The sequence below is a fragment of the Enterobacter cloacae complex sp. 2022EL-00788 genome, from assembly GCF_026627565.1.
In the GTDB taxonomy this organism is placed as follows: Bacteria; Pseudomonadota; Gammaproteobacteria; order Enterobacterales; family Enterobacteriaceae; genus Enterobacter; species Enterobacter pasteurii.
Window position 1 is genome coordinate 95482 of sequence record NZ_JAPNMC010000012.1, and the last position, 24350, is coordinate 119831.

The window sequence follows — 24350 nt, forward strand, 5'->3', positions numbered from 1 at the left end:
CAATGCGAATATTTGTTTACGGCAGTTTACGAACCAAGCAAGGCAACAGCCACTGGATGACCAACGCCCAGTTGCTGGGAAATTACACAATCGAAAACTACCAGTTGTACAGTCTGGGCCACTATCCAGGCGCGGTTCCGGGGAACGGAACGGTACAGGGTGAAGTTTATCGTATTGATAATGCTACGCTGGCCGAACTTGATGCCTTGCGCACCAGGGGCGGTGAATACGCTCGCCAGCTGATCCAGACGCCTTACGGCAGTGCATGGATGTACGTGTACCAACGTTCGGTTGACGGGTTAAGGCTGATTGAAAGCGGTAACTGGTTAGACAGAGACCAGTACTGAAAAACGACAACGCCACCGTAAGGTGGCGTTGTTTTTTATTCATTCAGCTCTGTTCTGTATCCCTGCCCTGCGCCGGGTTAAAAACAGAGGAACGAACAGCATGATGTACGGGGCAATAAGCCATAACAAACACAGCGAGCGTGAACGGCCATAGTAGTTTATGCACCGCGTATTGCTTGAAATGACGGGCAGAAAGAACAGTAAAAACAGCAGAATCGCATAATCGCTTCGATAAGGGATCCATAAGTAACACATAAACCAGGCAAGCTGGAACGCCATGATGCAGAGATACTGCCCTTTGCTGTCTTTGCCGTAGCAGTCAAACGCCTTTATGTAGCCCATCTTTATGCTTCGAAGAAAGAAACTTAGCATGTATTACGCTCACGATCGCGACGGTCAGGAGAGTGCTCGTCAGCAACGCCCCTAAAAAATAGCCGTAGGTAATGTCAGTAGCACCCGGGCCTAATGTATGCAATTTACTATATCCTCTATCTACTGCAACGAAAAGGGTATATAGCCCAATGTTAATACAGAACTGAAGCAGACAAGAAACTACGATATTTTTAGGGATTCTTTTTAAAAGAGTGAGTAACCCGTAAATGATACATGCTGACAAAGCGAAATACAGGCCGTTAAATAAACTGGATACTAATGAGGGGGTGATTTCTTTAAATAGTAAATCATTGCTCCCATAATACCATGCCAGATAATCAATATACGTGCTTCTGCCGAAGATAAAAGCGGTAATAATAAGGATGATTAAACTTACAATATGACTTTTATTACTCATAGTCTTGCTCCTTTTGAGAGCAGTTCTTTCATTGTTTTACTGGCTTCTAGCTGATCTTTGATTATGGCAAGATCACGCGTATTATGATTATATTTTGCAATAGCGGTTGGCGTACCTTTTCCACCATTATCCATAAAAAAGACAATATCCTTACGACCATAAAGTAGAACGTGTGGTATGGGATCACGGCCATAACTCACCGCCTGTGGCAGGGAGTGGATAGACTCTGTTGTGAGGAAACGAGGAATATTTTCAAGCTCAATATTGCCTAACGGTGTTGTGGCAACAAGGGAGCCGATAAAATCGGTGGTATACACTAGCGTTTCTGTATCTTTAGTCGTGACTTTTGAACCCGTAAGGTATTTTATCTGTTGCCAAAGGGTTATATCTTTAGGTGTAACCTTAACGCCATCCATGAACATGTCTTGCTTACGTTTTAGCTGAATGACAGTACGGTGTACCTGTGTTAAAGAGGGGCTGATTTCCCCAAAAGAAGGCATAAGGCCATCACGGGAATACAGCCGTTCAATGATAAAATAAATCCCAGTAGGGCGGGCAACATCAATGTTAATGGATGACATAGTGAACCTGTGGAAGAGAAAGCTTTATGTATTATTAAAACAGTATGTTACTCATGACACATTCATTCAACTATTTCCCACCATTTATGATAGGGCTCTCTACAGTTTTACTATTTACACTCCCAAAATTAAGAATATTCTTAGCGAGCCTGTCCTGCCTCTGATACCACAGTCGATACTTACGCTGTGCTCTTTGGAGAAGTTACGTGGGAAGTATCACAAAAAATGTGAAATGCATTTTTGTAATATTTTTAACGACGAGCATGCTTCGTAATTTTTTCTCGTATATCTTTCTGCTGGTATGTGGCTGTTTTAAGAGCGTAACTTCATTCGCATCGTATGAATTATATTTTCTATGACTCTGGAGGTGTCGATGCGTATTACCAGGCAAAGCAGTGCCGGTATGGCTTTCCTGATGTTGTGATGAACGCGCTTCACCTTAAGCCAGGCGCCAGCCATAAAAAAGCCCCGACGCGCGGGGCTTAGCATCAGCGGTAAGAATTACTTCTTAGCAGCGCGTTCGAAAGACGCGATGATTTCTGCTTTCGCAGCTTCTGCGTTATCCCAACCTTCAACTTTAACCCATTTGCCTTTTTCGAGGTCTTTGTAGTGCTCGAAGAAGTGGGCGATCTGCGCTTTCAGCAGCTCTGGCAGGTCGTTCACATCTTTAATGTGATCGTACTCTTTGCTCAGCTTGGTGTGCGGTACGGCAACCAGCTTCGCATCTTCACCCGCTTCGTCGGTCATTTTCAGCACGCCAACCGGGCGGCAGCGAATGACGGAGCCTGGCTGCAGTGGGTACGGCGTTGGGACCAGCACGTCAACCGGGTCACCGTCCAGAGACAGGGTGTGGTTGATGTAGCCGTAGTTGCATGGATAGAACATGGCGGTAGACATGAAACGGTCAACGAACAGCGCACCGGTGTCTTTGTCGATTTCGTATTTGATTGGATCTGCGTTGGCCGGAATTTCGATAACCACGTAGATGTCTTCTGGCAGTTCTTTACCCGCTGGGACGTTGAGTAAGCTCATGTCGGTGTCCTTTAAAATGGATGGTAAACAAGTGGCAAGTATTATAGCCAACTGGCGCTGAAAGTCTCCGCCTGTTTTCGTCTTCTCTCCCTCCTCCCGTCACTTTTCGGACCGTTTCCATGACAGGATAATCCATAAACTCAGCCGCATTTTAAATGTTGAAATGAAAGCGATTACAAACTTGTGATTAACGTTTTATTCACTTTTCTGAAGTGTGATGTAACGCAATCCGTAACATATTCGATTGGCTATAGTTCAACCGCGGAACATCTTTTAACCAACAATAACCTACCCTACGAGGACGTTCATATGTGGAAGCGCTTACTTCTTGTTACAGCAGTTTCGGCAGCCATGTCGTCTATGGCGATGGCCGCACCGTTAACCGTTGGATTTTCGCAGGTCGGATCTGAATCCGGCTGGCGCGCCGCTGAAACTAACGTGGCGAAAAGTGAAGCTGAAAAACGCGGTATTACGCTCAAAATCGCCGATGGTCAGCAAAAGCAAGAGAACCAGATTAAAGCGGTACGCTCCTTTATCGCCCAGGGCGTGGATGCGATCTTTATCGCCCCGGTTGTCGCCACGGGCTGGGAGCCGGTTCTGAAGGAAGCCAAAGATGCTGAAATTCCAGTCTTCCTGCTTGACCGTTCCATCGACGTAAAAGACAAATCTCTCTATATGACCACCGTCACCGCCGATAACGTTCTCGAAGGCAAGCTGATTGGTGAATGGCTGGTGAAGCAGGTGGATGGCAAGCCGTGTAACGTGGTTGAGCTGCAGGGCACCGTCGGCGCGAGCGTGGCTATCGACCGTAAGAAAGGCTTTGCGGAGGCTATTGCCAGTGCGCCAAATATTAAGATCGTCCGCTCTCAGTCCGGCGACTTTACCCGCAGCAAGGGCAAAGAGGTTATGGAGAGCTTCATCAAAGCTGAAAATAACGGCAAAAACATCTGCATGGTTTACGCCCACAACGACGACATGGCCATCGGCGCTATCCAGGCCATCAAAGAAGCGGGCCTGAAGCCGGGCAAAGATATTCTCACCGGCTCTATCGACGGCGTGCCGGACATCTATAAAGCGATGATTGACGGTGAAGCGAACGCCAGCGTCGAGCTGACGCCAAACATGGCGGGCCCGGCATTCGATGCGCTGGAGAAATTCAAGAAAGACGGCACGATGCCTGAAAAAGTGACGGTCACCAAATCCACGCTCTACCTGCCGGATACGGCGAAAGAAGAGTTAGAGAAGAAGAAAAATATGGGCTACTAAGCTCTGACCCCCCCTCACCCCAGCCCTCTCCCCGGAGGGGAGAGGGGGAAAGGCAGGGCGGAGCTGAATATTAACAGTTGGCACGATCAATCCCCTCTCCCCTCCGGGGAGAGGGTCAGGGTGAGGGGGAAACCATGACCACTGAACAACACCAGGAAATCCTCCGCACAGAGGGCCTGAGTAAATTCTTCCCGGGCGTTAAGGCGCTGGATAACGTTGATTTTAGCCTGCGGCGCGGGGAGATCATGGCGTTGCTCGGCGAAAACGGCGCGGGGAAATCGACGCTGATCAAAGCCCTGACCGGGGTGTATCACGCCGATCGCGGCACCATCTGGCTGGAAGGCAACGCCATTTCGCCAAAAAATACTGCCCACGCGCAGCAGCTGGGGATCGGAACGGTCTACCAGGAAGTGAACCTGCTGCCGAACATGTCGGTGGCGGATAACCTGTTTATTGGCCGCGAGCCCAGGCGCTTTGGGCTGCTGCGCCGCAAGGAGATGGAAGCCCGCGCGGCGAAGCTGATGGAATCTTACGGCTTCTCCCTCGACGTGCGCGAGCCGCTGAACCGCTTTTCCGTGGCGATGCAGCAGATCGTCGCGATCTGCCGCGCCATCGATCTCTCGGCGAAAGTGCTGATCCTTGATGAACCCACCGCCAGCCTCGATACCCAGGAAGTGGAGATGCTTTTTACCCTGATGCGCCAGCTGCGCAATCAGGGCGTGAGCCTGATTTTCGTTACCCATTTTCTCGATCAGGTCTACGAGGTAAGCGATCGCATTACGGTGCTGCGCAACGGCAGCTTTGTTGGCTGCCGCGAAACCCGCGAGCTGCCGCAGATTGAGCTGGTTAAAATGATGCTGGGCCGGGAGCTGGAGGCCAACGCGCTCCAGCGTGCGGGCCGGACGCTGCTGAGCGAAAAACCGGTCGCCGCGTTTCACGACTACGGCAAAAAAGGCACTATCGCACCGTTTAACCTGGAGGTGCGCCCCGGTGAAATTGTGGGGCTGGCGGGGCTGTTAGGCTCTGGCCGCACCGAAACTGCCGAGGTGATCTTCGGGATCAAACCCGCCGACAGCGGAACGGCGCTGATCAAAGGCAAACCGCAAACGCTGCGTTCGCCGCATAAGGCGTCGTGTCTGGGAGTGGGCTTCTGCCCGGAAGACAGGAAAACGGACGGCATTATTGCGGCGGCCTCGGTGCGTGAAAATATTATTCTGGCCCTGCAGGCCCAGCGCGGCTGGCTGCGGCCGATCCCGCGTAAAGAGCAGAACGCCATTGCCGAGCGCTTTATCCGACAGCTCGGCATTCGTACCCCGAGCGCTGAGCAGCCCATCGAGTTTTTGTCGGGCGGCAACCAGCAGAAGGTGCTGCTTTCTCGCTGGCTGCTGACCAAACCGCAGTTCCTGATCCTCGACGAGCCAACGCGCGGCATCGACGTGGGCGCGCACGCCGAAATCATCCGGCTTATCGAAACGCTGTGCGCCGACGGCCTGGCGCTGCTGGTCATCTCGTCGGAGCTGGAGGAGCTGGTTGGCTATGCCGATCGCGTCATCATCATGCGCGATCGCAGGCAGGTGGCGGAGATCCCGCTGGATGAACTGTCCGTTCCGGCGATCATGAATGCCATCGCGGCGTAAGGAGTCACATGTGATGTCCCGTTCTCTTTCGCAAACCGGCGAAGCGAAGCGCCGCTTCAGCTGGCCGACCGGCACGCCGCAAATCGCGGCGCTGCTGCTGGTGCTGCTGGTGGATAGCCTGGTGGCTCCGCACTTCTTTCAGATCGTCGTGCAGGATGGCCGCCTGTTTGGCAGCCCTGTCGACATCTTAAACCGTGCCGCGCCCGTGGCGCTGCTGGCGATTGGGATGACGCTGGTGATTGCCACCGGCGGCATTGACCTCTCCGTTGGCGCCGTAATGGCGATAGCGGGCGCTACCGCCGCCTCGATGACCGTCGCCGGGCACAGCCTGCCGGTAGTCCTGCTCGCCGCGCTGGGCTCTGGAGTACTGGCCGGGCTGTGGAACGGCATTCTGGTCGCGGTTCTCAAGATCCAGCCGTTTGTCGCGACGTTGATTTTGATGGTGGCCGGACGCGGCGTGGCGCAGCTTATCACCTCCGGGCAGATCGTCACCTTTAACTCTCCGGGCCTGGCGTGGATCGGCAGCGGTAATTTTCTGTTCTTCCCGACGCCGGTGATTGTCGCCCTGGTAACGCTGGTGGTGTTCTGGCTTTTCACACGCAAAACGGCGCTTGGCATGTTCATCGAAGCGGTCGGGATTAACATCCGGGCCGCGAAAAACGCCGGGGTAAATACACGGCTGATGGTGATGCTGACCTACGTGCTGAGCGGCGTCTGTGCCGCAATTGCCGGGGTGATTGTGGCGGCAGATATTCGCGGGGCGGATGCCAACAACGCCGGACTCTGGCTGGAGCTGGACGCGATCCTCGCGGTGGTTATCGGCGGCGGGTCGCTGATGGGCGGGCGTTTCAACCTCCTGCTCTCGGTGGTGGGGGCGCTGATTATTCAGGGCATGAACACCGGGATTTTGCTCTCCGGGTTCCAGCCGGAGCTTAATCAGGTCGTCAAGGCGGTCGTGGTGCTTATTGTACTTATCGTGCAGTCGCCGCGCTTTATCACTCTCATTAAGGGGATCCGCGGTCATGATAAAACGTAATTTACCGTTAACGATCACGCTGGGCGTGTTCGTGCTGGGCTACCTTTACTGCCTGACCCAGTTTCCGGGCTTTGCCTCAACGCGGGTGATTTGCAACATTCTGACCGATAACGCGTTTCTTGGGATTATTGCCGTCGGCATGACGTTTGTGATCCTCTCCGGTGGGATCGATCTCTCCGTCGGGTCAGTGATCGCCTTTACCGGCGTGTTTCTTGCCAAAGCGATTGGTTACTGGGGGATCTCGCCGCTGCTGGCCTTCCCGCTGGTGCTGGCTATGGGCTGCGCGTTCGGCGCCTTTATGGGGCTTTTAATCGACGCGCTGAAAATCCCGGCGTTTATCATCACCCTCGCCGGGATGTTCTTCCTGCGCGGCGTAAGCTATCTGGTGTCGGAGGAGTCGATTCCGATTAACCATCCTATCTACGACACGCTCTCCAGCCTGGCGTGGAAAATCCCCGGCGGCGGTCGACTGAGCGCCATGGGGCTGCTGATGCTGGGTGTCGTGGCAATCGGCATCTTGCTTGCCCGCCGTACCCGGTTTGGTAATCAGGTTTACGCCATCGGCGGCAGCGCTACGTCAGCGAACCTGATGGGGGTGTCGACGCGCAGCACCACCATCCGCATCTACATGCTCTCGACCGGGCTGGCGACGCTGGCGGGTATCGTGTTCTCGATCTATACCCAGGCGGGCTATGCGCTGGCGGGGGTGGGCGTCGAGCTGGACGCGATTGCCTCGGTGGTGATTGGCGGTACGCTGCTCAGCGGCGGGGTGGGAACGGTGCTCGGCACGCTGTTTGGCGTCGCGATCCAGGGGCTGATCCAGACCTACATTAACTTCGACGGCACGCTCAGCTCCTGGTGGACTAAAATCGCCATCGGCATCCTGCTGTTTATTTTTATCGCGCTCCAGCGCGGCCTGACGGTGCTCTGGGAGAACCGCCAGAGCTCGCCTGTTACCCGTGTGAACACATCAGTAACAGAGCGATAACATGCTGAAAGTCTAAACAAATTCCGGTAGCGGCCGATACTCTTTCTTTATGCCCAGAAATATCTCGCTACCGGAAATAACATCATGCTTAAAACGCTATCGATTCGTACCGGCTTGCTCTCTTTACTGGCCGTTATGACCTTTCTGCTGCTGGCTGTCAGCGGCATCGGCATTTATGCCCTCACGCAAAGCTCTTCATCGCTCCAGCGCATCAACCACCTTCAGGGGGAACAGATGGTGCAGCTGAACGCTGGCTACACCCTGATCCTGCGCGCGCGCAACGAAGCGGGGCAGGCCGTCCGCATGATGGAGATCGGCATGCTGGACGATGCTGCAAAAGCGGTCAAAACCATTAATCAGGAAGTGGCGCAGGCGCGGAAAACGCTGAAGGGCACGATCGACGGTGGCGTAGCGGATGAACGGGGGCAAACGCTGCTGGATAACGTGGCCGCGAGCCTGGCGGCCTATAACCAGCAGGGTATTGACCCGATGCTGAAAGCCCTGAACGAGCAAAGCGCGGACAGCTATTACGATCTGCTGGAAAATAAGCTGATCCCGGTGGCGAAGCGGTTTGATAACGACATGCAGGCGTTCCAGGCGTGGAGCGAGGCGCGTGGCAAAGCGGAAGTGAGCGCCGTGCAGGCGAGCAAAACGCGGGTGCTTATCCTGATCGTTGTCGCGGCGCTGCTGACGGCAGGCATTATCGTGCTGGCCTGGCTGGCGCTGCGCCACATGCTGCTCAGGCCGCTTTCTGCCTCGATTGCCCAGCTGGAGCACGTGGCGGCCGGAGATTTAACCCACGCGCTGAACGCCCCGGCGAGCCAGGAGTTTAATCGCCTTAACGCGGCGATCGAAGCGATGCGCCGGTCGCTGATGGACTCCGTGCTGCGGGTGCGCGACGCCAGCTCGCAGATTGATACCGGCAGCCGCGAGCTGACGGCGGGAAACCGGGATCTTGCCGTACGCACGGAATCCACCGCCACCTCGCTGGAGCAGACCGCCGCCAGCATGGAAGAGATCACCGCCACGGTGAAACTCAACGCCGACAACGCCGGGCAGGCGCACCAGCTGGCGAAGTCGGTGTCCGATACCGCCGATCGCGGCAGTGAAATGGTGTGCTACGTGATTGAGAAGATGCGCGATATCTCCGGCAGCTCGGCGCGCATCGCCGACATCCTGAGCGTGATTGACGGCATCGCGTTCCAGACCAACATTCTGGCGCTGAACGCCTCCGTTGAAGCGGCGCGCGCGGGCGAGCAGGGGCGCGGTTTCGCGGTCGTGGCGGGCGAAGTGCGTAACCTCGCCAGCCGCAGTGCCGACGCCGCAAAAGAGATCCGCTCGCTTATCAGCGATTCGCAGATCCACGTGAACGAAGGCAGCGAGCTGGCGCAGCAGGCCGGCGAGACGATGGACGAGATCGCCACCGAAGTGCTGCGAATGACAAAGCTGATGCGTGAAATTGCGACCGCGTCTCAGGAGCAGAGCCGGGGTATTGAGCAGGTGAATATTGCCGTCAATCAGATGGATGAAACCGCCCAGCAGAACGCGGCGCTGGTGCAGCAATCTACCGCCGCCACGCGCTCGCTGGAAGCGCAGTCGCGCGAGCTGATGGAAGCCATGGCCTCTTTCAGGCTCACGGCGCAAACGGCATAACGAAAAAGGGGAGCCTTCCCGGCTCCCCTTTTGGCGTATTACGCGTCCGGGTATTCGCGGATCATGCGTTCTACGTCATCAACCATATGGTCATTGCCGACGAAGAACGAACGGCGCTGGTGCAGGCTTTCCGGCACGATATCCAGAATACGCTCTTTACCGTCGCTCGCCTTGCCGCCTGCCTGTTCGGCCAGGAACGCCATCGGGTTGCATTCATACAGCAGACGCAGCTTCCCGTCCGGGTGGCTTGCGGTGCTTGGGTAAAGGTAAATGCCGCCCTTCAGCAGGTTACGGTGAAAATCCGCCACCAGCGAGCCGATATAGCGGGAGGTGTACGGGCGCTGGGTAGCCTTATCTTCTTCCTGGCAGAATTTGATGTACTTCTTCACGCCGTTCGGGAATCTGATGTAGTTGCCTTCGTTGATGGAGTAGGTGTTGCCCTTCTCCGGGAAGCGCATACGCTCCTGGCTCAGACAGAAGACGCCCAGCGACGGATCGTAGGTAAAGGCGTGAACGCCGCATCCGGTGGTGTACACCAGCATGGTGGACGAGCCATATACCACGTAACCGGCCGCGACCTGATTGCTGCCCGGTTGCAGGAAGTCTTCTTCCGTCACCGGCGTGCCAACAGGCGTGACGCGGCGGTAGATAGAGAAAATGGTACCGACAGAAACGTTAACGTCGATGTTGGAGGAGCCGTCCAGGGGATCCATCAGAACAACGTATTTCGCGTGTTCACACCCTTCGAAAACGACGATCTCATCTTCTTCTTCAGAGGCGATACCCGCAACGATGTCGCGCGCGCGCAGTGCTGCTTTTAGTTTTTCATTGGCGAACAGGTCGAGTTTCTGCTGAACCTCACCCTGAACGTTCTCGGCACCGCTGGCACCCAGGATATCGACCAGACCGGCCTTGTTGATATCACGGTGGATGATCTTAGCGCCCAGCTTTATTGCCGACAGCAAAGCAGTGAGCTCACCCGTAGCATGAGAGAACTCGTGCTGCTTTTCGACAATAAATTCACCTAACGTTTTCATAACACTTTCCCTGCATCTTATGTTGAGTAAAGCGGTTGATGTCCAACAATCTTAACAAACATTCAAATATTAGCGCAGAGGTGAATCGCGCCAGCAAAATACGGATTTACCTGAAATGCGTTTCACAGCCGCTGACATGCGGGTAAAATGTGCGCCACATTGAAGAAGGATAGTGACGTATGCGCATTCATATATTGGGGATTTGTGGCACTTTCATGGGCGGACTGGCAATGCTGGCGCGCTCGCTGGGCCATGAAGTGACGGGTTCGGACGCCAATGTGTATCCGCCGATGAGCACGCTGCTGGAGAAGCAGGGTATCTCTCTGATTCAGGGATATGACGCCAGCCAGCTGGAGCCGCAGCCGGATCTGGTGATCGTGGGTAACGCCATGACCCGTGGAAATCCATGCGTTGAGGCGGTGCTGGAACGCAATATTCCGTACATGTCTGGCCCGCAGTGGCTGCATGATTTCGTCCTGCGCGACCGCTGGGTTATCGCCGTTGCCGGTACGCACGGCAAAACCACTACCGCCGGAATGGCGACCTGGATCCTCGAAGCCTGCGGCTACAAGCCGGGCTTTGTGATCGGCGGCGTGCCGGGGAATTTCGACGTCTCCGCGCGTCTGGGTGGCAGCCCGTTCTTTGTAATTGAAGCGGACGAATACGACTGCGCATTCTTCGACAAGCGTTCCAAATTTGTGCATTACTGCCCGCGCACGCTGATCCTCAACAACCTTGAGTTCGATCACGCTGACATCTTTGACGACCTGAAGGCGATCCAGAAACAGTTCCACCATCTGGTGCGCATTGTTCCGGGCCAGGGGCGCATCATCCTGCCGGAGAACGACATCAACCTGAAGCAGACCATGGCGATGGGATGCTGGAGCGAGCAGGAGCTGGTGGGCGAGCAGGGCCACTGGCAGGCGAAAAAGCTCAACGCGGATGCATCCGAGTGGGAAGTGCTGCTCGACGGTGAGAAAGTGGGTGAGGTGAAGTGGAGCCTGGTGGGCGAGCACAACATGCACAACGGCCTGATGGCGATCGCTGCGGCGCGTCATGTGGGCGTACTGCCTGCGGATGCCGCCAATGCGCTGGGGACGTTTATCAACGCCCGCCGCCGTCTGGAGCTGCGCGGCGAAGCGAATGGCGTCACGGTGTATGACGATTTTGCGCACCACCCAACCGCTATTCTGGCGACGCTTGCGGCGTTACGCGGCAAGGTTGGCGGCACCGCGCGCATTCTGGCGGTGCTGGAACCGCGTTCAAACACCATGAAAATGGGTATCTGCAAGGACGATCTCGCGCCGTCCCTGGGGCGTGCCGACGAAGTCTTCCTGCTGCAGCCGCAGCATATTCCGTGGCAGGTGGCTGAAGTGGCCGACGCCTGCATTCAGCCTGCACACTGGAGTGCGGACGTGGATGTATTAGCGGATATGGTGGTGAAAGCGGCACAGCCTGGCGATCACATTCTGGTGATGAGCAACGGCGGGTTTGGTGGTATTCATCAGAAACTGCTGGACGGTCTGGCGAAGAAAGCGGAAGCGGTAGCAGAGTAAGCCCCTCACCCCAGCCCTCTCCCCAAAGGGGAGAGGCTGTTCAATTCCCTTCTCCCCTTTGGGGAGAGGGTCAGGGTGAGGGAAACAGATTATTCGCCGTTCTCGGACAGCTCGCGCAGATACTGGAAAATCAGACGCGCAGACTTCGGCGGCTTATTCCCTTCTTTCTCTTTCTTCGCGTTACGGATAAGCGAACGCAGCTGCTGGCGGTCGGCATCCGGCCACAGGTTCAGCACTTCAGGTACGGCGTCATCGCCCTGTTCAATCAGACGATCGCGGATCTGCTCCAGCTTATGGAACAGCGCAACCTGCTGGTTGTGGCGGTTTTTCAGCTTGTCCAGCGCCTGACGGATCGGCTCTACGTCGCGCTGACGCAGCAGTTTACCGATAAGCTGAAGCTGGCGGCGACGCCCTTCTTTCTTGATTTTCTGTGCCAGTTCAATGGCATCGCGCAGATCCTGGTCGAGCGGGATCTTATCCAGCGCGTTTTTACCCAGATCGACCATCTCTGCGCCAAGCTGTTTTAACTCTTCGGCGTCACGTTTAATTTCACTTTTACTGACCCAGATGATCTCATCATCTTCGTCTTCGATGTCATCACCGGGAACGTCGTCGAGCCAGTCTTCGGGCTGCTTAGTCATGTCAGGCTCCTTAAAAAAAGAGGCTAATGTTACCAGTTAAGACGCGCACTGAAAAACGGTTCTCTGTTAGACTTCACTTAACTCTCTCTTACAGTATGGCATTTGCGATGAAAGTAACCTCACAAGTTGAAGCGCAGCGTAAGATCCTGGAAGAAGCCGTCTCCACCGCGCTGACGCTCGCTTCAGGTAAATCAGATGGCGCCGAAGTGGCGGTCAGCAAAACCACCGGCATTAGCGTGAGCACCCGCTATGGCGAAGTGGAGAATGTAGAATTCAACAGCGATGGCGCGCTGGGGATCACCGTTTATCACCAGAATCGCAAAGGCAGCGCCTCGTCTACCGATCTCAGCCCGGATGCCATCGCCCGTACGGTGCAGGCGGCGCTGGATATCGCCCGTTACACCTCCCCGGATCCTTACGCTGGCGTGGCCGATAAAGAGCTGCTGGCGTTTGATGCGCCGGATCTCGATCTGTTCCACCCGGCGGAAGTGACCCCGGATGAAGCCATCGAGCTGGCCGCGCGCGCCGAACAGGCGTCTTTGCAGGCGGATAAACGCATCACCAATACCGAAGGCGGCAGCTTCAACAGCCACTACGGCATCAAAGTCTTCGGCAACTCACATGGCATGCTGCAGGGCTACTGCTCTACCCGTCACTCGCTTTCCAGCTGCGTGATCGCCGAAGAGAACGGCGACATGGAGCGTGATTACGCCTATACCATCGGCCGCGCGCTGGGGGATTTGCAGTCTCCGGAGTGGGTGGGTAAAGAGTGTGCCGAACGCACGCTGTCACGCCTGTCGCCGCGTAAGCTTTCCACCATGAAGGCCCCGGTGATCTTTGCCAACGAAGTGGCGACCGGCCTGTTTGGCCATCTGGTGGGCGCTATCGCGGGCGGCTCGGTGTACCGTAAATCGACCTTCCTGCTCGACTCGCTGGGCAAGCAGATCCTGCCGGAATGGCTGACCATCGAAGAGCATCCGCACCTGCTGAAAGGGCTGGCCTCCACGCCGTTCGACAGCGAAGGCGTTCGCACCGAACGTCGCGACATTGTTAAGGACGGTATTCTGACCCAGTGGCTGCTGACCAACTACTCCGCGCGCAAGCTGGGGCTGAAAAGCACCGGTCACGCGGGCGGCATCCACAACTGGCGCATTGCCGGCCAGGGCCTGAGCTTTGAGCAGATGCTGAAAGAGATGGGCACCGGCCTGGTGGTGACCGAGCTGATGGGGCAGGGCGTAAGCGGCATCACCGGCGACTACTCGCGCGGCGCGGCGGGCTTCTGGGTGGAAAACGGCGAAATTCAGTATCCGGTGAGCGAAATCACCATCGCGGGTAACCTGAAGGACATGTGGCGCAACATCGTTACGGTCGGTAACGATATTGAAACACGCAGCAATATACAGTGTGGTTCAGTTCTTCTGCCCGAAATGAAAATTGCGGGTCAATAAAGATAGCGTTTTGTTAATAATAAAAAAGGAAGTGAGCAATGCGTAAACACCTGTTAGCGATCGTCGCGGCTTCAACGCTGGTTCTTGGCTCGTCCGCGTTTGCTGCCGATCTCGAAGACAATATGGATATTCTCAGCGAAAACCTGAAGGTTGTGCAGAAAACGGACAATGCGGCGGACATGAAAGACGCCCTGACCAAAATGCGCGAAGCGGCGCTGGACGCGCAAAAGGCGACGCCGCCGAAGCTGGAAAGCAAAGCGGCGGACAGCGCCGAGATGAAAGACTACCGTCACGGTTTTGACGTGCTGGTCGGCCAGATCGACGGTGCGCTGAAGCTGGCTAACGAAGGCAAGGTGAAGGAAGCCCAGGCGGCAGCGGAGCAGTTTGCCACCACGCGCAATACCTATCACAAAAAATATCGTTAATTGGGTGCCTGAGCTGTACGTCCTTTCCCGTATGCGGGGGCGCAGTTAGCGCCCCCGCATCTTTGCTCCCTACTTGCCGGAGCGACACTCCATCCGCGCTGTCACTTCAAGCGAGCCGTTTCGAAAACGGATCTCGCACAGTGTTTTCCTCGTCACCAGCGTTAAGATGATTATTGTCAAAGAAATAATCATCAAAACCCCGATACTTGGGTTTCTGCGTTTCATGGATGCCTCCTTGCTTCAAAGCGGGCGAGGTAGCGAACTCCACGGTCGTGACGTGTCGTTTCGAGCCCCCGCCCTGATTTTTTATCAGGCGGGGCTTTCCACTTTCCGTCCCATGCCTGAGACGGTCAGTCTCAAGCACCCGCCGCCACTCTAGCGGATCCCCATAAGAAAACCTTATCCACGTCACATTTCTACGAGTCGGCTCGTAATCTTTTCCACTTCGCTGACCTGTCCATTGCCGCGTAATAGCGTGATATTCATCACGCAAATACAGCGTTTTATCCAGATTCACCGCATTTATGTGGCACAGATCACTGCCGCTGCTCGCCTTTCCACTTTGAAGTGGAAAACAACTCGCTACAAACCCTTCCCTCCCAACGTTAGTTTTATTCCAGAGCCATTAACGGGGTAAGACGAGTGATTAACGGAGCGGTAATGAACGACGTTGGGGAACAGGCGGTGCAGACTGAACAGCTCGCGAACACCATGCTACAGCAGGTTTATGCCCTGCTGGCCCGGCACAACATCATCCCCAATGCAGTACAGGAGCAGATGCTGACCTCCCACGTTCGCGCAATGGCGCACCGGTCCGTGACCGGCGAGCCGTTGCCGGAGGTTGAAGCAGAGCTGTTCGACGAAATTTCACCCGATTCAATGCGGCTCGCCCGTGAAGTGGTGGCGCAGTTTGGCAACCTTCCTGATGAAGAGGCCTGGCTGCTCTCCGTTCACTTCGAAGTCGCGAAAGACAACCTTTAAGGAGCAACACATGGAACAGATTACAGTCGTGATTGGCGATCGCCTGGGCAAAGGTCAGAAAGTGGCTGCCGGCGTGGAGAAAGCCGGTGGGCGCGCGGTTGTCGTACCGGGCATGGCCGCGGACATGAAGCTGGGTGACGTAATGAAGGCGGAAAACGCCACCTTCGGTATTTCGTTCTGCGGCAGCGGCGGCGCGGGCGCCATCACCGCCCAGACCAAATACGGCTACAAGGCCAAGTACGGCATGCGTTCCGTGGATGAGGGCGTGACCGCCATCAACGAAGGCTGCAACGTGCTGGGCTTTGGCTTTATGGATAAAGAAGAGCTGGGCGAGCGTCTGGTGCAGGCGTGGCAGAAGAAATACGGCGCATAAGCATGAAAGAACAGTTCACAACCACGGTGAGGGTGAAGGGGAAGGGCGACGCCAAAGCGCGCGCCTTTGCCGACGCGCTCAACCACGTTCAGGCCGCGGTGATGAAAGCCTCACCGCATATCTTACTGCGTATTGAGCCACAGGATGTGCAGGTCGTTCAGGCGCAAGAAGCGGTGCGAAAAGAAGCCTTTCTGTTCTTCTTTTTGCGCCGGGAAAGACGCACCTACAGCGTGGAGCTGGATGTGACCGTCAACGTGACCGCCATCAATCTAGACCAGTTGGACTTCGTCACGCAACGCTGATTATTCATAAAAGGGCAGACTGATGTTCTTAATTATATTAATAAAATCGCTCATCATTGGCGGCCTGGTTGGCGTCGGTGTTGGAGCCGGGGCTGCACGCATGTTTCATGCGCCTACCACTCAGGGTATGGGCGCGTTTCGTACGTTGGGGGAGCTGAACTCCTGCGAAGGGGATCCGGCGTCCCACTTCTCCTTTGGGTTAGGCTTCTTCTTTAACGCCTGGGCCTCTTCCGTGGCCGCTGGCGCCTTCACACAGGACGTTGACCACCGCATCATCCCAAACTGGGGTGCTGCCGCACTGATGATCAAAAACCGTAACGTCGGCGAAACGCTGCACGATCCCCGCAAAATGGCGATTGCCTGCGGCATCATCGGCATGATTGTCGTGACCTTCCTTAACCTTACCGCCTCCTCCGTTCCGGCCGCGCTTCAGGTCACCGCCGTGAAGGTGCTGGTGCCGGCGGCGAACCTGCTGGTGAACACTGTAATGCCGGTGATCTTCTGGCTGGCGGCCATCGACGCGGGTAAAAAATCGGGCTTCTGGGCCACCATCTTCGGCGGCGCGGCGCAGCTGATTATGGGTAACGCCGTACCGGGCCTGGTGCTGGGGATCCTGATCGGTAAAGGCGTGGAAGAGAGCGGCTGGAACCACGTCACTAAGGTGATGATGGCGGCCATCGTTCTGCTGTTCGTGCTGAGCGGCTTCTTCCGCGGCTTCGACATGAAGATGATCGAATCCTTCCATCTGACGGTGCCGAACTGGCTCGACATGATCCACAACTCGCTCAGCGGTAAATAACAGGAGCCTCCAATGGAACAGAATAAAGGTTTTTGGTATGCCGACTGGTCGTTCCCGATCTTCGTTGGCCTGCTCTCCTCCGGCGTGTTTGCCGGGACGCACATGTACTACCTCTACGGCATCGGCGCGTTTAACGAAGTGGCCTTCGTGGCGATGCTGAAGGCGGGGATTGATACCGGCGTGTACGGCGCGGTGGCCGCGTTCGGCGCGAGCTTCCTGTTCGCCCGTATTATCGAAGGCTCGCTGGTGGGGATCCTCGACATCGGCGGGGCGATCCAGACCGGCGTGGGGCTCGGCGTGCCGGCGCTGCTGCTGGGCGCGGGGATCATGTTCCCGGTGACCAACTTCATTGCCTCGCTGATTACCGGCCTGGTGATTGGCCTGGCGATTGGCTACGTCATCATCCTGGCGCGTAAGTTCACCATCAACCAGAGTAACTCTACCTACGGTGCAGACGTGATGATGGGCGCGGGCAACGCTTCCGGCCGCTTCCTCGGTCCGCTGATTATCCTCAGCGCCATGACGGCCTCCATTCCTATCGGCGTCGGCTCCCTGGTGGGTGCGCTGCTGTTCTACATCTGGCAGAAGCCGATCACCGGTGGCGCCATCCTCGGCGCAATGATTTTGGGCTGGCTGTTCCCGGTCGCCCTTTAATACCCGCGGGCGCTCCGGCGCCCGATTTATCAGGAGAACCTTATGTTTGATTTACTCCTGCGCCGTGCGCGCCTTGCCGACGATACCCTGACCGATATCGCCATTCAGGACGGGAAGATCGCCGCGACAGGCGAAATTGACGCTCCCGCCCGCAAAACGGTTGAGCTTAACGGTAACGTGTTCGTCAGCGCGGGCTGGATTGACTCCCACGTTCACTGCTACCCGAACTCCCCCATTTACCACGACGAGCCGGACAGCGTCGGCATTGCCACCGGCGTCACCACCGTGGTGGACGCGGGCAGTACCGGTGCCGACGACGTGGACGATTTCTATGACATCACCCGCAAAGCCTCAACCGAGGTGTTTGCCCTGCTGAATATCTCCCGCGTGGGGCTGATTGCCCAGAACGAGCTGGCCAATATGGCGAATATTGATGCCGATGCCGTGAAGCAGGCGGTGAAGCGCCACCCTGATTTTATCGTCGGCCTGAAGGCGCGCATGAGTAGCAGCGTGGTGGGGGAAAACGGTATTACCCCGCTGGAGCGCGCAAAGGCCATTCAGAAAGAGAACGGCGACCTGCCGCTAATGGTGCACATCGGCAACAATCCGCCGAACCTCGACGAAATTGCCGAGCTGTTAAGCTCCGGCGACATCATTACCCACTGCTACAACGGCAAGCCAAACCGCATTCTGACGCCCTCCGGCGAGCTGCGCGCCTCCATTACCTCCGCCCTGAAACGCGGTGTGCGGCTGGACGTAGGCCACGGTACGGCGAGCTTCAGCTTTGAAGTGGCGAAACGCGCCATCGCGATGGGCATTCTGCCGCACACCATCAGCTCGGATATCTACTGCCGCAACCGCATCAACGGCCCGGTCGGCTCGCTTTCGAGCGTGATGTCAAAATTCCTCGCCGTCGGCATGTCGTTGCCGCAGGTGATTGACTGCGTCACCGCGAACGCCGCCGACGGCCTGCGCCTGACGCGCAAAGGGCGTATCGAGCCCGGCCTCGACGCCGACCTGACGCTGTTCACCGTTAAGCGCCAGCCGACGGTGCTGACGGATGCTGAAAACGACAGCCTGCAGGCTGAACACATTCTGGTGCCGCTTGCCGCGATCCGCGCGGGCAAGGGCTACATGACCGAACAAGGGAGCACGGAACATGCCTTCGATTTATGAGAAGTACCACTTAAAGCAGGTTATTAACACCTCTGGCCGCATGACGGTGCTGGGCGTCTCCACGCCGCGCCCGGAGGTGGTGCAGGCGGCGATGGACGGCATGAATCACTACTTCGAGATGAAGGATCTGGTTAACAAAACCGGGGAATACATCGCGAAGCTGCTGGACGTGGAGGGCGCGACGGTGGTCTCCTGCGCGTCGGCGGGCATTGCCCAGTCCGTGGCGGCAGTGCTGGTGAAGGACAGCGACTGGCTGCTGGAAAACCTGCACGTCACCCCGATTGAAAACAACGAGATCGTGCTGCCGAAAGGCCACAACGTGAACTTCGGCGCGCCGGTGGGCACCATGGTGGCGCTGGGCGGCGGCAGGCTGGTGGAGGCGGGCTACGCCAACGAATGCTCTGCCGATCAGCTGGCGGCGGCGATCACCCCGCGCACCGCGGCGATCCTCTACATCAAATCGCACCACTGCGTGCAGAAAAGCATGCTCAGCGTTGAGCAGGCGGCGGTCGTGGCGCGTAAGCACGACCTGCCCCTGATCGTCGATGCCGCAGCGGAAGAAGATCTGCACGCGTACTACCGCTCCGGCGCTTCTCTTGTTATCTACAGCGGCGCGAAGGCGATTGAAGGGCCAACCAGCGGGCTGGTGATCGGCAAAACTCAATATGTTGAATGGGTGAAGCGTCAGACGGCGGGCATTGGCCGCGCCATGAAGGTGGGTAAAGAGGGCATCCTTGGCCTGACCTGCGCCATCGAACACTACCTGACGGCAACCAAAGAGAGCGGGGCGGAGATGGTGGCAAAAATGACGCCGTTTATCGACGCGCTCAACACCCTGAACGGCGTCACGGCGCGCGTGGTCTGGGACAGCGCCGGTCGCGACATTGCGCGCACCGAGATTAAGTTTGATGAAACGACCACCGGCGTCGGCACCGGCGAGCTTGTCGCGCAGCTGAAGCAGGGTGAATACGCCATTTACTTCCGTGGCTACAAGGCCAACGAAGGGATCATCGAAGCGGACGTGCGCAGCGTGAGCGCTGACCAGCTGAACATCGTGTACCGCCGCATTAGCGAAGTATTAGGACAGGAGAAAAAAGCATGAAACTGACCCCCAATTTTTACCGTGACCGCGTCTGCCTGAACGTGCTGGCAGGCTCGAAAGCCAACGCCAGCGCCATTTACGAGGCGGCGGAAGGCCATGTGCTGGTGGGCGTGCTCTCCAAAAACTATCCTGACGTGGCGAGCGCGGTCGCTGATATGCGTGAGTACGCGGCGCTGATTGATAATGCGCTCTCCGTAGGGCTGGGCGCGGGCGATCCGAACCAGTCGGCGATGGTGAGCGAAATCTCCCGCCAGGTTCAGCCGCAGCACGTCAACCAGGTTTTCACCGGCGTGGCCACCAGCCGCGCGCTGCTGGGGCAGAATGAGTCCGTGGTCAACGGACTGGTCTCACCGACCGGCACCGTCGGGATGGTAAAAATCTCTACCGGCCCGCTGAGCAGCGCGGCACCGGACGGCATTGTGCCGGTTGAAACGGCGATTGCCCTGCTGAAGGATTTCGGCGGCAGCTCGATCAAATACTTCCCGATGGGCGGCCTCAAGTGTCGCGACGAGTATAAAGCGGTGGCGGAAGCCTGCGCCCGGCACGACTTCTGGCTGGAGCCGACCGGGGGAATCGATCTGGATAACTTCGAGGAGATCCTGCAGATCGCGCTGGACGCGGGCGTGAGCAAAATCATTCCGCATATCTACAGCTCGATTATCGACAAAGACAGCGGCGATACGCGTCCGGAAGACGTGCGTACGCTGCTTGCGATGACGAAGAAGCTGGTAAAGTAAAACAAAACCTTACCCCTCACCCCAGCCCTCTCCCCAAAGGGGAGAGGGTGTAATCGTCCCCTCTCCCCTTTGGGGAGAGGGTTAGGGTGAGGGGAAACACGCCGCACAACCCCAAAGGAGCCACCATGCACACCCAAAACCTGCTTGTCGCTTCACTCTCGTTACTTGCCACTGCCGCTATCGCCCAGCCGCAGTACGCCTGGGTCGGCACCTATAACCCCAACGGCGAGGGGCTGTACCGCTTTACCGTCGACCCGAACACCGGCGCGCTCGGCGATAAAACGCTGGTGAGCAGGCTCCCGAACGCGGCGCAGCTGACCGTCTCTCACGACGGCAAAACGCTGTATCTGGCAAGCGAGGTGGAGCAGGGCGTGGTGCAGGCGCTGCGCGTGGGCGATAACGGCGAGCTGAGCGAGCTGAATCAGGTCTCCTCCGGCGGTGCGGGGCCGGTGTACCTGTCGCTAACGCCGAACGGCCAGCACCTGCTGGTGGCGAATTACGTCAGCGGATCGATCGCGGTGCTGCCCGTCAACGCAGACGGCAGCCTGGGTGAGGCCACGGACACGCATCAGGATCGGGGCGAACCGGGGGCTGCGAAGCCGGAAGCTGCCGTTGAGGGCAGCTTTGCCATCAGCGATCATAACGGCCCACATGCGCACATGATCGCCGCCGATCCGAGCGGGAAGTATGTGTTTTCTACCGATCTGGGGCTGGATCGCATCTACCAGTACCGCTTTGACGATCGAAGCGGCAAGCTGACGCCGAACGATCCGCCGTTTATCAGCGCCTCATCAAAAGGTGCCGGGCCGCGCCACTTTGTCTTTACGCCGAAGGGAGACGCCCTGTGGCTGATTAACGAAGAAGCCTCTACGCTCACCCATTATGCGCTGGACAGCAGCGGCAGGCTCAAAGAAGGTAAAACGGTTTCAGCCCTGCCGGACGGTTACAGGGGCACCAGCTTTGCCGCCGGGCTGGCGTTAAGCGCCGATGGTAAACAGCTGTATGTCGCTAACCGTTTGCATAACAGCATCGGGCACTTTACCGTAACGGCGGAGGGGACGCTGACGCACCAGGACGATGTCTGGACGCGCGGTGACTATCCACGAACCCTGACGCTCGATAAGCAGGGGCGCTGGCTGTACGTCATGAACCAGCGCAGCGACAACATTACCCGCTTCCGCGTGGCGCAGGACGGCAGGCTGAGCGTTGAGCCAGACTACACCCCGGTCGGCAGCCCATCCCAGATGGTTATTTCACCCTGAGCAGTAAGAGGACGACGACGTGCGATTTCCGAACCAACGTTTAGCGCAACTTTTCGATCTGTTGCAAAACGAGACGCTGCCGCAGGACGAGCTGGCGCAGCGGCTGTCGGTCTCCACGCGAACCGTCCGGGCGGATATCACCGCCCTGAACGCGCTGCTGGCGAGCCACGGCGCGCAGTTCATTCTGAGCCGCGGTAACGGCTATCAGCTTAAAATTGATGATGCTGAACGTTACCAGCAGCTACAGGCATCGCACCCGCGCGAGCTGCGCATTCCGCGAACCGGGCCGGAGCGCGTGCACTATCTGGTGGTGCGTTTTCTGACCTCGGCGTTTTCCCTTAAGCTGGAGGACCTGGCGGACGAGTGGTTTGTCAGCCGCGCCACGTTGCAGAGCGACATGGTGGAGGTACGCGAGTGGTTCCACCGTTACAACCTGACGCTGGAAACCCGCCCGCGCCACGGCATGAAGCTGTTTGGCCGCGAGATGGCGATCCGCGCCTGCCTGACCGACCTCCTGTGGGAGCTGGCGCAGCAGGACAGCCTGAACCCGCTGGTTACCGAGGTAGCGCTCAACGCGGGCGTGGCGGAAAAGATGGTGCCCGTACTTCACGACGCGCTGACCCGCCATCACATTCGCCTGACCGACGAGGGCGAGCTGTTCCTGCGCCTGTACTGCGCGGTGTCGGTGCGGCGCATCAGCGAAGGTTACCCGCTGCCGGAATTTCAGGCGGAAGACGTGGAGGACAACGTGCGCGAGGCGGCGAAAGCTATCGCGGCGTCCATCCAGCAGCTGGCGGACAAAGCGCTTTCACCTTCGGAAGAGAGCTGGCTGTGCGTGCACATTGCGGCGCGGCAGATCCAGGAGATCGCCCCAAGCGCGATTAACGCCGACGACGATGAGGCACTGGTCAACTACATCCTGCGCTACATCAATACCCACTATAACTACAACCTGCTCAGCGACGAACAGCTGCACGCGGATCTGCTCACGCACATCAAAACCATGATCACCCGCGTGCGGTATCAAATCATGATCCCCAATCCGCTGCTGGATAACATCAAGCAGCACTATCCGATGGCGTGGGACATGACCCTCGCGGCCGTGTCGAGCTGGGGGAAATATACCCCGTACGCGATCAGCGAAAACGAGATTGGCTTCCTGGTGCTGCACATCGGCGTCGGGCTGGAGCGTCACTACAACATCGGCTACCAGCGCCAGCCGCGGGTGCTGCTGGTGTGCGACGCCGGAAACGCGATGGTGCGGATGATCGAGGCGGTGCTCCAGCGTAAATACCCGCAGATTGAGATCGCGCGTACGCTCACCCTGCGCGAGTACGAGCAGGCGGATACCGTCGTCGAGGACTTTGTTATTTCCACCGCCCGCGTGAGCGAGAAATCCAAACCGGTGGTGACGATCGCGCCGTTCCCGACCGACTATCAGCTGGAGCAGATCGGCAAGCTGGTGCTGGTGGACAGAACCCGCCCGTGGATGCTGGAGAAATACTTCGACGCGGCCCATTTCCGCATTATCGACAAGCCCGTCGACCAACAAACCCTGTTCCGCGAACTGTGCGAGCAGCTCGAACGCGAGGGCTTTGTCGGGGCGGAGTTTCTGGATTCGGTCATCGAGCGTGAGGCCATCGTCAGCACCATGCTTGGCGACGGCATCGCGCTGCCGCACTCCCTCGGCCTGCTGGCGCAAAAAACGGTGGTCTACACGGTGCTGGCGCCGCAGGGCATTCAGTGGGGAGATGAAACAGCCCATGTGATTTTCCTGCTTGCGATTAGCAGGAGTGAATACGAAGAGGCGATGGCCATTTACGACATCTTCGTCACCTTCCTGCGTGAACGCGCGATGGCGCGCCTGTGCCAGTGCCAGGATTTTGCGACGTTTAAGGCTGAGGCCGTGGAGAGTTTGAGCCGGTTTTGAGAAAAAAGCGGATAGAGGCTATCCGCTATTAATTAACGCAGATGATGCACAACCTGATTACTGCTGCCTCGCCAGATAAGCATGGGATCTTTTAAATCCTGCACGAACTTGCCGTCGACCAGCACGTTAATCAGATCCACCACTTCCCTCTGAGCAGCATTCAGTTCATCCAGCTTATAGCCCGTCCAGACCCAGATATCTTTTCCCGCGCATTCGCGGCGAATGCGTTTCACCAGCTTCAGAATATCCGGCACGTTTTGCGGATGCAGCGGGTCGCCGCCGGAGAGCGAAATCCCCTGACGTTTGATGCGCGTGTCGTTCAGGTCGCTGATGATGCGGTCTTCCATTTCAGCGGTGAACGGCATGCCGGAATTTAAGCGCCAGGTGCTTTTGTTGTAGCAGCCGGGGCACTCGTGAATGCAGCCCGATACAAAGAGCGTGCAGCGGGTGCCGGGGCCGTTGACGATGTCGACGGGGTAGTACTGGTGATAGTTCATAGCGTTAGCCTGATGTGATGCCTTTAACCCTCACCCTAACCCTCTCCCCAAAGGGGAGAGGGGACGATTACACCCTCTCCCCTTTGGGGAGAGGGCTGGG

General features: G+C 57.3%; 26 protein-coding genes. 19 read left to right on the forward strand and 7 right to left on the reverse strand.

The features are described from left to right. Window positions 1-2 precede the first annotated feature (2 nt). Window positions 3-347 carry a gamma-glutamylcyclotransferase family protein gene (locus tag OWK27_RS18365; protein WP_148421929.1) on the forward strand — a complete coding sequence of 115 codons (345 nt, stop codon included), beginning with the start codon at window positions 3-5 and terminating at the stop codon, window positions 345-347. A 319-nt stretch (window positions 348-666) separates the two neighbouring features. Here OWK27_RS18365 and OWK27_RS18370 read toward each other — a convergent pair whose 3' ends face one another. From OWK27_RS18370 to ppa, 3 genes are all read right to left on the reverse strand, one after another. After that, complete coding sequence (locus tag OWK27_RS18370; protein WP_267590937.1) at window positions 667-1137, reverse strand: hypothetical protein; 471 nt, start codon at window positions 1135-1137, stop codon at window positions 667-669. Further along, entirely contained in the window at window positions 1134-1718 is a 585-nt protein-coding gene (locus tag OWK27_RS18375) for a hypothetical protein (protein WP_176608876.1), read from the reverse strand. Before OWK27_RS18375 ends, OWK27_RS18370 begins: the two co-directional genes overlap by 4 nt. 501 nt (window positions 1719-2219) lie before the next feature. Next, complete coding sequence (gene ppa / locus OWK27_RS18380; protein WP_006810347.1) at window positions 2220-2750, reverse strand: inorganic diphosphatase; 531 nt, start codon at window positions 2748-2750, stop codon at window positions 2220-2222. A 309-nt stretch (window positions 2751-3059) separates the two neighbouring features. Here ppa and ytfQ point away from each other — a divergent pair, with 309 nt between their 5' ends. From ytfQ to OWK27_RS18405, 5 genes are all read left to right on the forward strand, one after another. Then, window positions 3060-4016 (forward strand): galactofuranose ABC transporter substrate-binding protein YtfQ, encoded by a 957-nt coding sequence (gene ytfQ, locus OWK27_RS18385; protein ID WP_148421931.1) that lies wholly within the window; start codon window positions 3060-3062, stop codon window positions 4014-4016. A 134-nt stretch (window positions 4017-4150) separates the two neighbouring features. Further along, complete coding sequence (ytfR, locus tag OWK27_RS18390) at window positions 4151-5653, forward strand: galactofuranose ABC transporter, ATP-binding protein YtfR (protein ID WP_148421933.1); 1503 nt, start codon at window positions 4151-4153, stop codon at window positions 5651-5653. A 10-nt stretch (window positions 5654-5663) separates the two neighbouring features. Further along, window positions 5664-6689, forward strand: coding sequence for a galactofuranose ABC transporter, ATP-binding protein YtfT (gene ytfT, locus OWK27_RS18395; RefSeq protein ID WP_176678660.1), 1026 nt, complete (start codon window positions 5664-5666; stop codon window positions 6687-6689). Beyond that, on the forward strand, window positions 6676-7677 hold the full coding sequence (gene yjfF, locus OWK27_RS18400) for a galactofuranose ABC transporter, permease protein YjfF (protein ID WP_176608872.1): 1002 nt from the start codon (window positions 6676-6678) through the stop codon (window positions 7675-7677). Before ytfT ends, yjfF begins: the two co-directional genes overlap by 14 nt. A gap of 84 nt (window positions 7678-7761) precedes the next feature. Then, a complete protein-coding gene (locus OWK27_RS18405; protein WP_267590938.1) occupies window positions 7762-9330 on the forward strand; it encodes a methyl-accepting chemotaxis protein in 1569 nt (522 codons plus the stop codon). Between the two features lie 38 nt (window positions 9331-9368). Here the strand turns inward: OWK27_RS18405 and fbp are convergent, their stop codons facing one another. After that, a complete protein-coding gene (fbp, locus tag OWK27_RS18410; protein ID WP_148421940.1) occupies window positions 9369-10367 on the reverse strand; it encodes a class 1 fructose-bisphosphatase in 999 nt (332 codons plus the stop codon). Window positions 10368-10546: 179 nt separating this feature from the next. Between fbp and mpl the strand changes: the two genes are divergently transcribed. Then, window positions 10547-11923, forward strand: coding sequence for a UDP-N-acetylmuramate:L-alanyl-gamma-D-glutamyl-meso-diaminopimelate ligase (gene mpl / locus OWK27_RS18415; RefSeq protein ID WP_267590939.1), 1377 nt, complete (start codon window positions 10547-10549; stop codon window positions 11921-11923). Window positions 11924-12012: 89 nt separating this feature from the next. Here mpl and yjgA read toward each other — a convergent pair whose 3' ends face one another. Continuing rightward, window positions 12013-12564, reverse strand: a complete 552-nt coding sequence (yjgA, locus tag OWK27_RS18420) for a ribosome biogenesis factor YjgA (protein WP_148421944.1) — start codon at window positions 12562-12564, stop codon at window positions 12013-12015. Window positions 12565-12659: 95 nt separating this feature from the next. Between yjgA and pmbA the strand changes: the two genes are divergently transcribed. Both pmbA and cybC read left to right on the forward strand, forming a co-directional pair. Next, complete coding sequence (gene pmbA, locus OWK27_RS18425) at window positions 12660-14012, forward strand: metalloprotease PmbA (protein ID WP_193354862.1); 1353 nt, start codon at window positions 12660-12662, stop codon at window positions 14010-14012. A 38-nt stretch (window positions 14013-14050) separates the two neighbouring features. Continuing rightward, the gene (gene cybC, locus OWK27_RS18430; protein WP_148421948.1) at window positions 14051-14437 is read left to right on the forward strand and encodes a cytochrome b562; all 387 of its coding nucleotides are present in this window, start codon (window positions 14051-14053) and stop codon (window positions 14435-14437) included. 69 nt (window positions 14438-14506) lie between these two features. Here the strand turns inward: cybC and OWK27_RS18435 are convergent, their stop codons facing one another. Beyond that, window positions 14507-14662, reverse strand: coding sequence for a Hok/Gef family protein (locus tag OWK27_RS18435; protein ID WP_010427375.1), 156 nt, complete (start codon window positions 14660-14662; stop codon window positions 14507-14509). A gap of 417 nt (window positions 14663-15079) precedes the next feature. Between OWK27_RS18435 and OWK27_RS18440 the strand changes: the two genes are divergently transcribed. From OWK27_RS18440 to OWK27_RS18485, 10 genes are all read left to right on the forward strand, one after another. Beyond that, window positions 15080-15418, forward strand: a complete 339-nt coding sequence (locus tag OWK27_RS18440) for a glycine dehydrogenase (protein WP_086527803.1) — start codon at window positions 15080-15082, stop codon at window positions 15416-15418. A gap of 10 nt (window positions 15419-15428) precedes the next feature. Beyond that, the gene (locus OWK27_RS18445; RefSeq protein WP_006810339.1) at window positions 15429-15791 is read left to right on the forward strand and encodes an SFCGS family glycine-rich protein; all 363 of its coding nucleotides are present in this window, start codon (window positions 15429-15431) and stop codon (window positions 15789-15791) included. A 2-nt stretch (window positions 15792-15793) separates the two neighbouring features. Further along, a complete protein-coding gene (locus tag OWK27_RS18450) occupies window positions 15794-16093 on the forward strand; it encodes a DUF4312 family protein (RefSeq protein WP_267590940.1) in 300 nt (99 codons plus the stop codon). Between the two features lie 22 nt (window positions 16094-16115). After that, window positions 16116-16892 carry a DUF4311 domain-containing protein gene (locus OWK27_RS18455; protein WP_006810337.1) on the forward strand — a complete coding sequence of 259 codons (777 nt, stop codon included), beginning with the start codon at window positions 16116-16118 and terminating at the stop codon, window positions 16890-16892. A 12-nt stretch (window positions 16893-16904) separates the two neighbouring features. Next, window positions 16905-17546 (forward strand): DUF4310 family protein, encoded by a 642-nt coding sequence (locus OWK27_RS18460; RefSeq protein WP_003856081.1) that lies wholly within the window; start codon window positions 16905-16907, stop codon window positions 17544-17546. Between the two features lie 42 nt (window positions 17547-17588). Beyond that, window positions 17589-18722: an amidohydrolase/deacetylase family metallohydrolase gene (locus tag OWK27_RS18465; RefSeq protein ID WP_267590941.1), complete on the forward strand. Its 1134-nt coding sequence runs from the start codon at window positions 17589-17591 to the stop codon at window positions 18720-18722. Beyond that, on the forward strand, window positions 18706-19824 hold the full coding sequence (locus tag OWK27_RS18470) for a DgaE family pyridoxal phosphate-dependent ammonia lyase (RefSeq protein ID WP_267590942.1): 1119 nt from the start codon (window positions 18706-18708) through the stop codon (window positions 19822-19824). Before OWK27_RS18465 ends, OWK27_RS18470 begins: the two co-directional genes overlap by 17 nt. Then, a complete protein-coding gene (gene dagF, locus OWK27_RS18475; protein ID WP_267590943.1) occupies window positions 19821-20561 on the forward strand; it encodes a 2-dehydro-3-deoxy-phosphogluconate aldolase in 741 nt (246 codons plus the stop codon). The genes OWK27_RS18470 and dagF overlap by 4 nt, the downstream gene beginning before the upstream one ends. 125 nt (window positions 20562-20686) lie before the next feature. Next, window positions 20687-21823 (forward strand): lactonase family protein, encoded by a 1137-nt coding sequence (locus OWK27_RS18480; RefSeq protein ID WP_176608864.1) that lies wholly within the window; start codon window positions 20687-20689, stop codon window positions 21821-21823. A 19-nt stretch (window positions 21824-21842) separates the two neighbouring features. Then, window positions 21843-23753: a BglG family transcription antiterminator gene (locus OWK27_RS18485; RefSeq protein ID WP_267590944.1), complete on the forward strand. Its 1911-nt coding sequence runs from the start codon at window positions 21843-21845 to the stop codon at window positions 23751-23753. A 32-nt stretch (window positions 23754-23785) separates the two neighbouring features. Here OWK27_RS18485 and nrdG read toward each other — a convergent pair whose 3' ends face one another. After that, window positions 23786-24250 (reverse strand): anaerobic ribonucleoside-triphosphate reductase-activating protein, encoded by a 465-nt coding sequence (gene nrdG / locus OWK27_RS18490; protein ID WP_176608862.1) that lies wholly within the window; start codon window positions 24248-24250, stop codon window positions 23786-23788. Window positions 24251-24350: the final 100 nt, after the last annotated feature.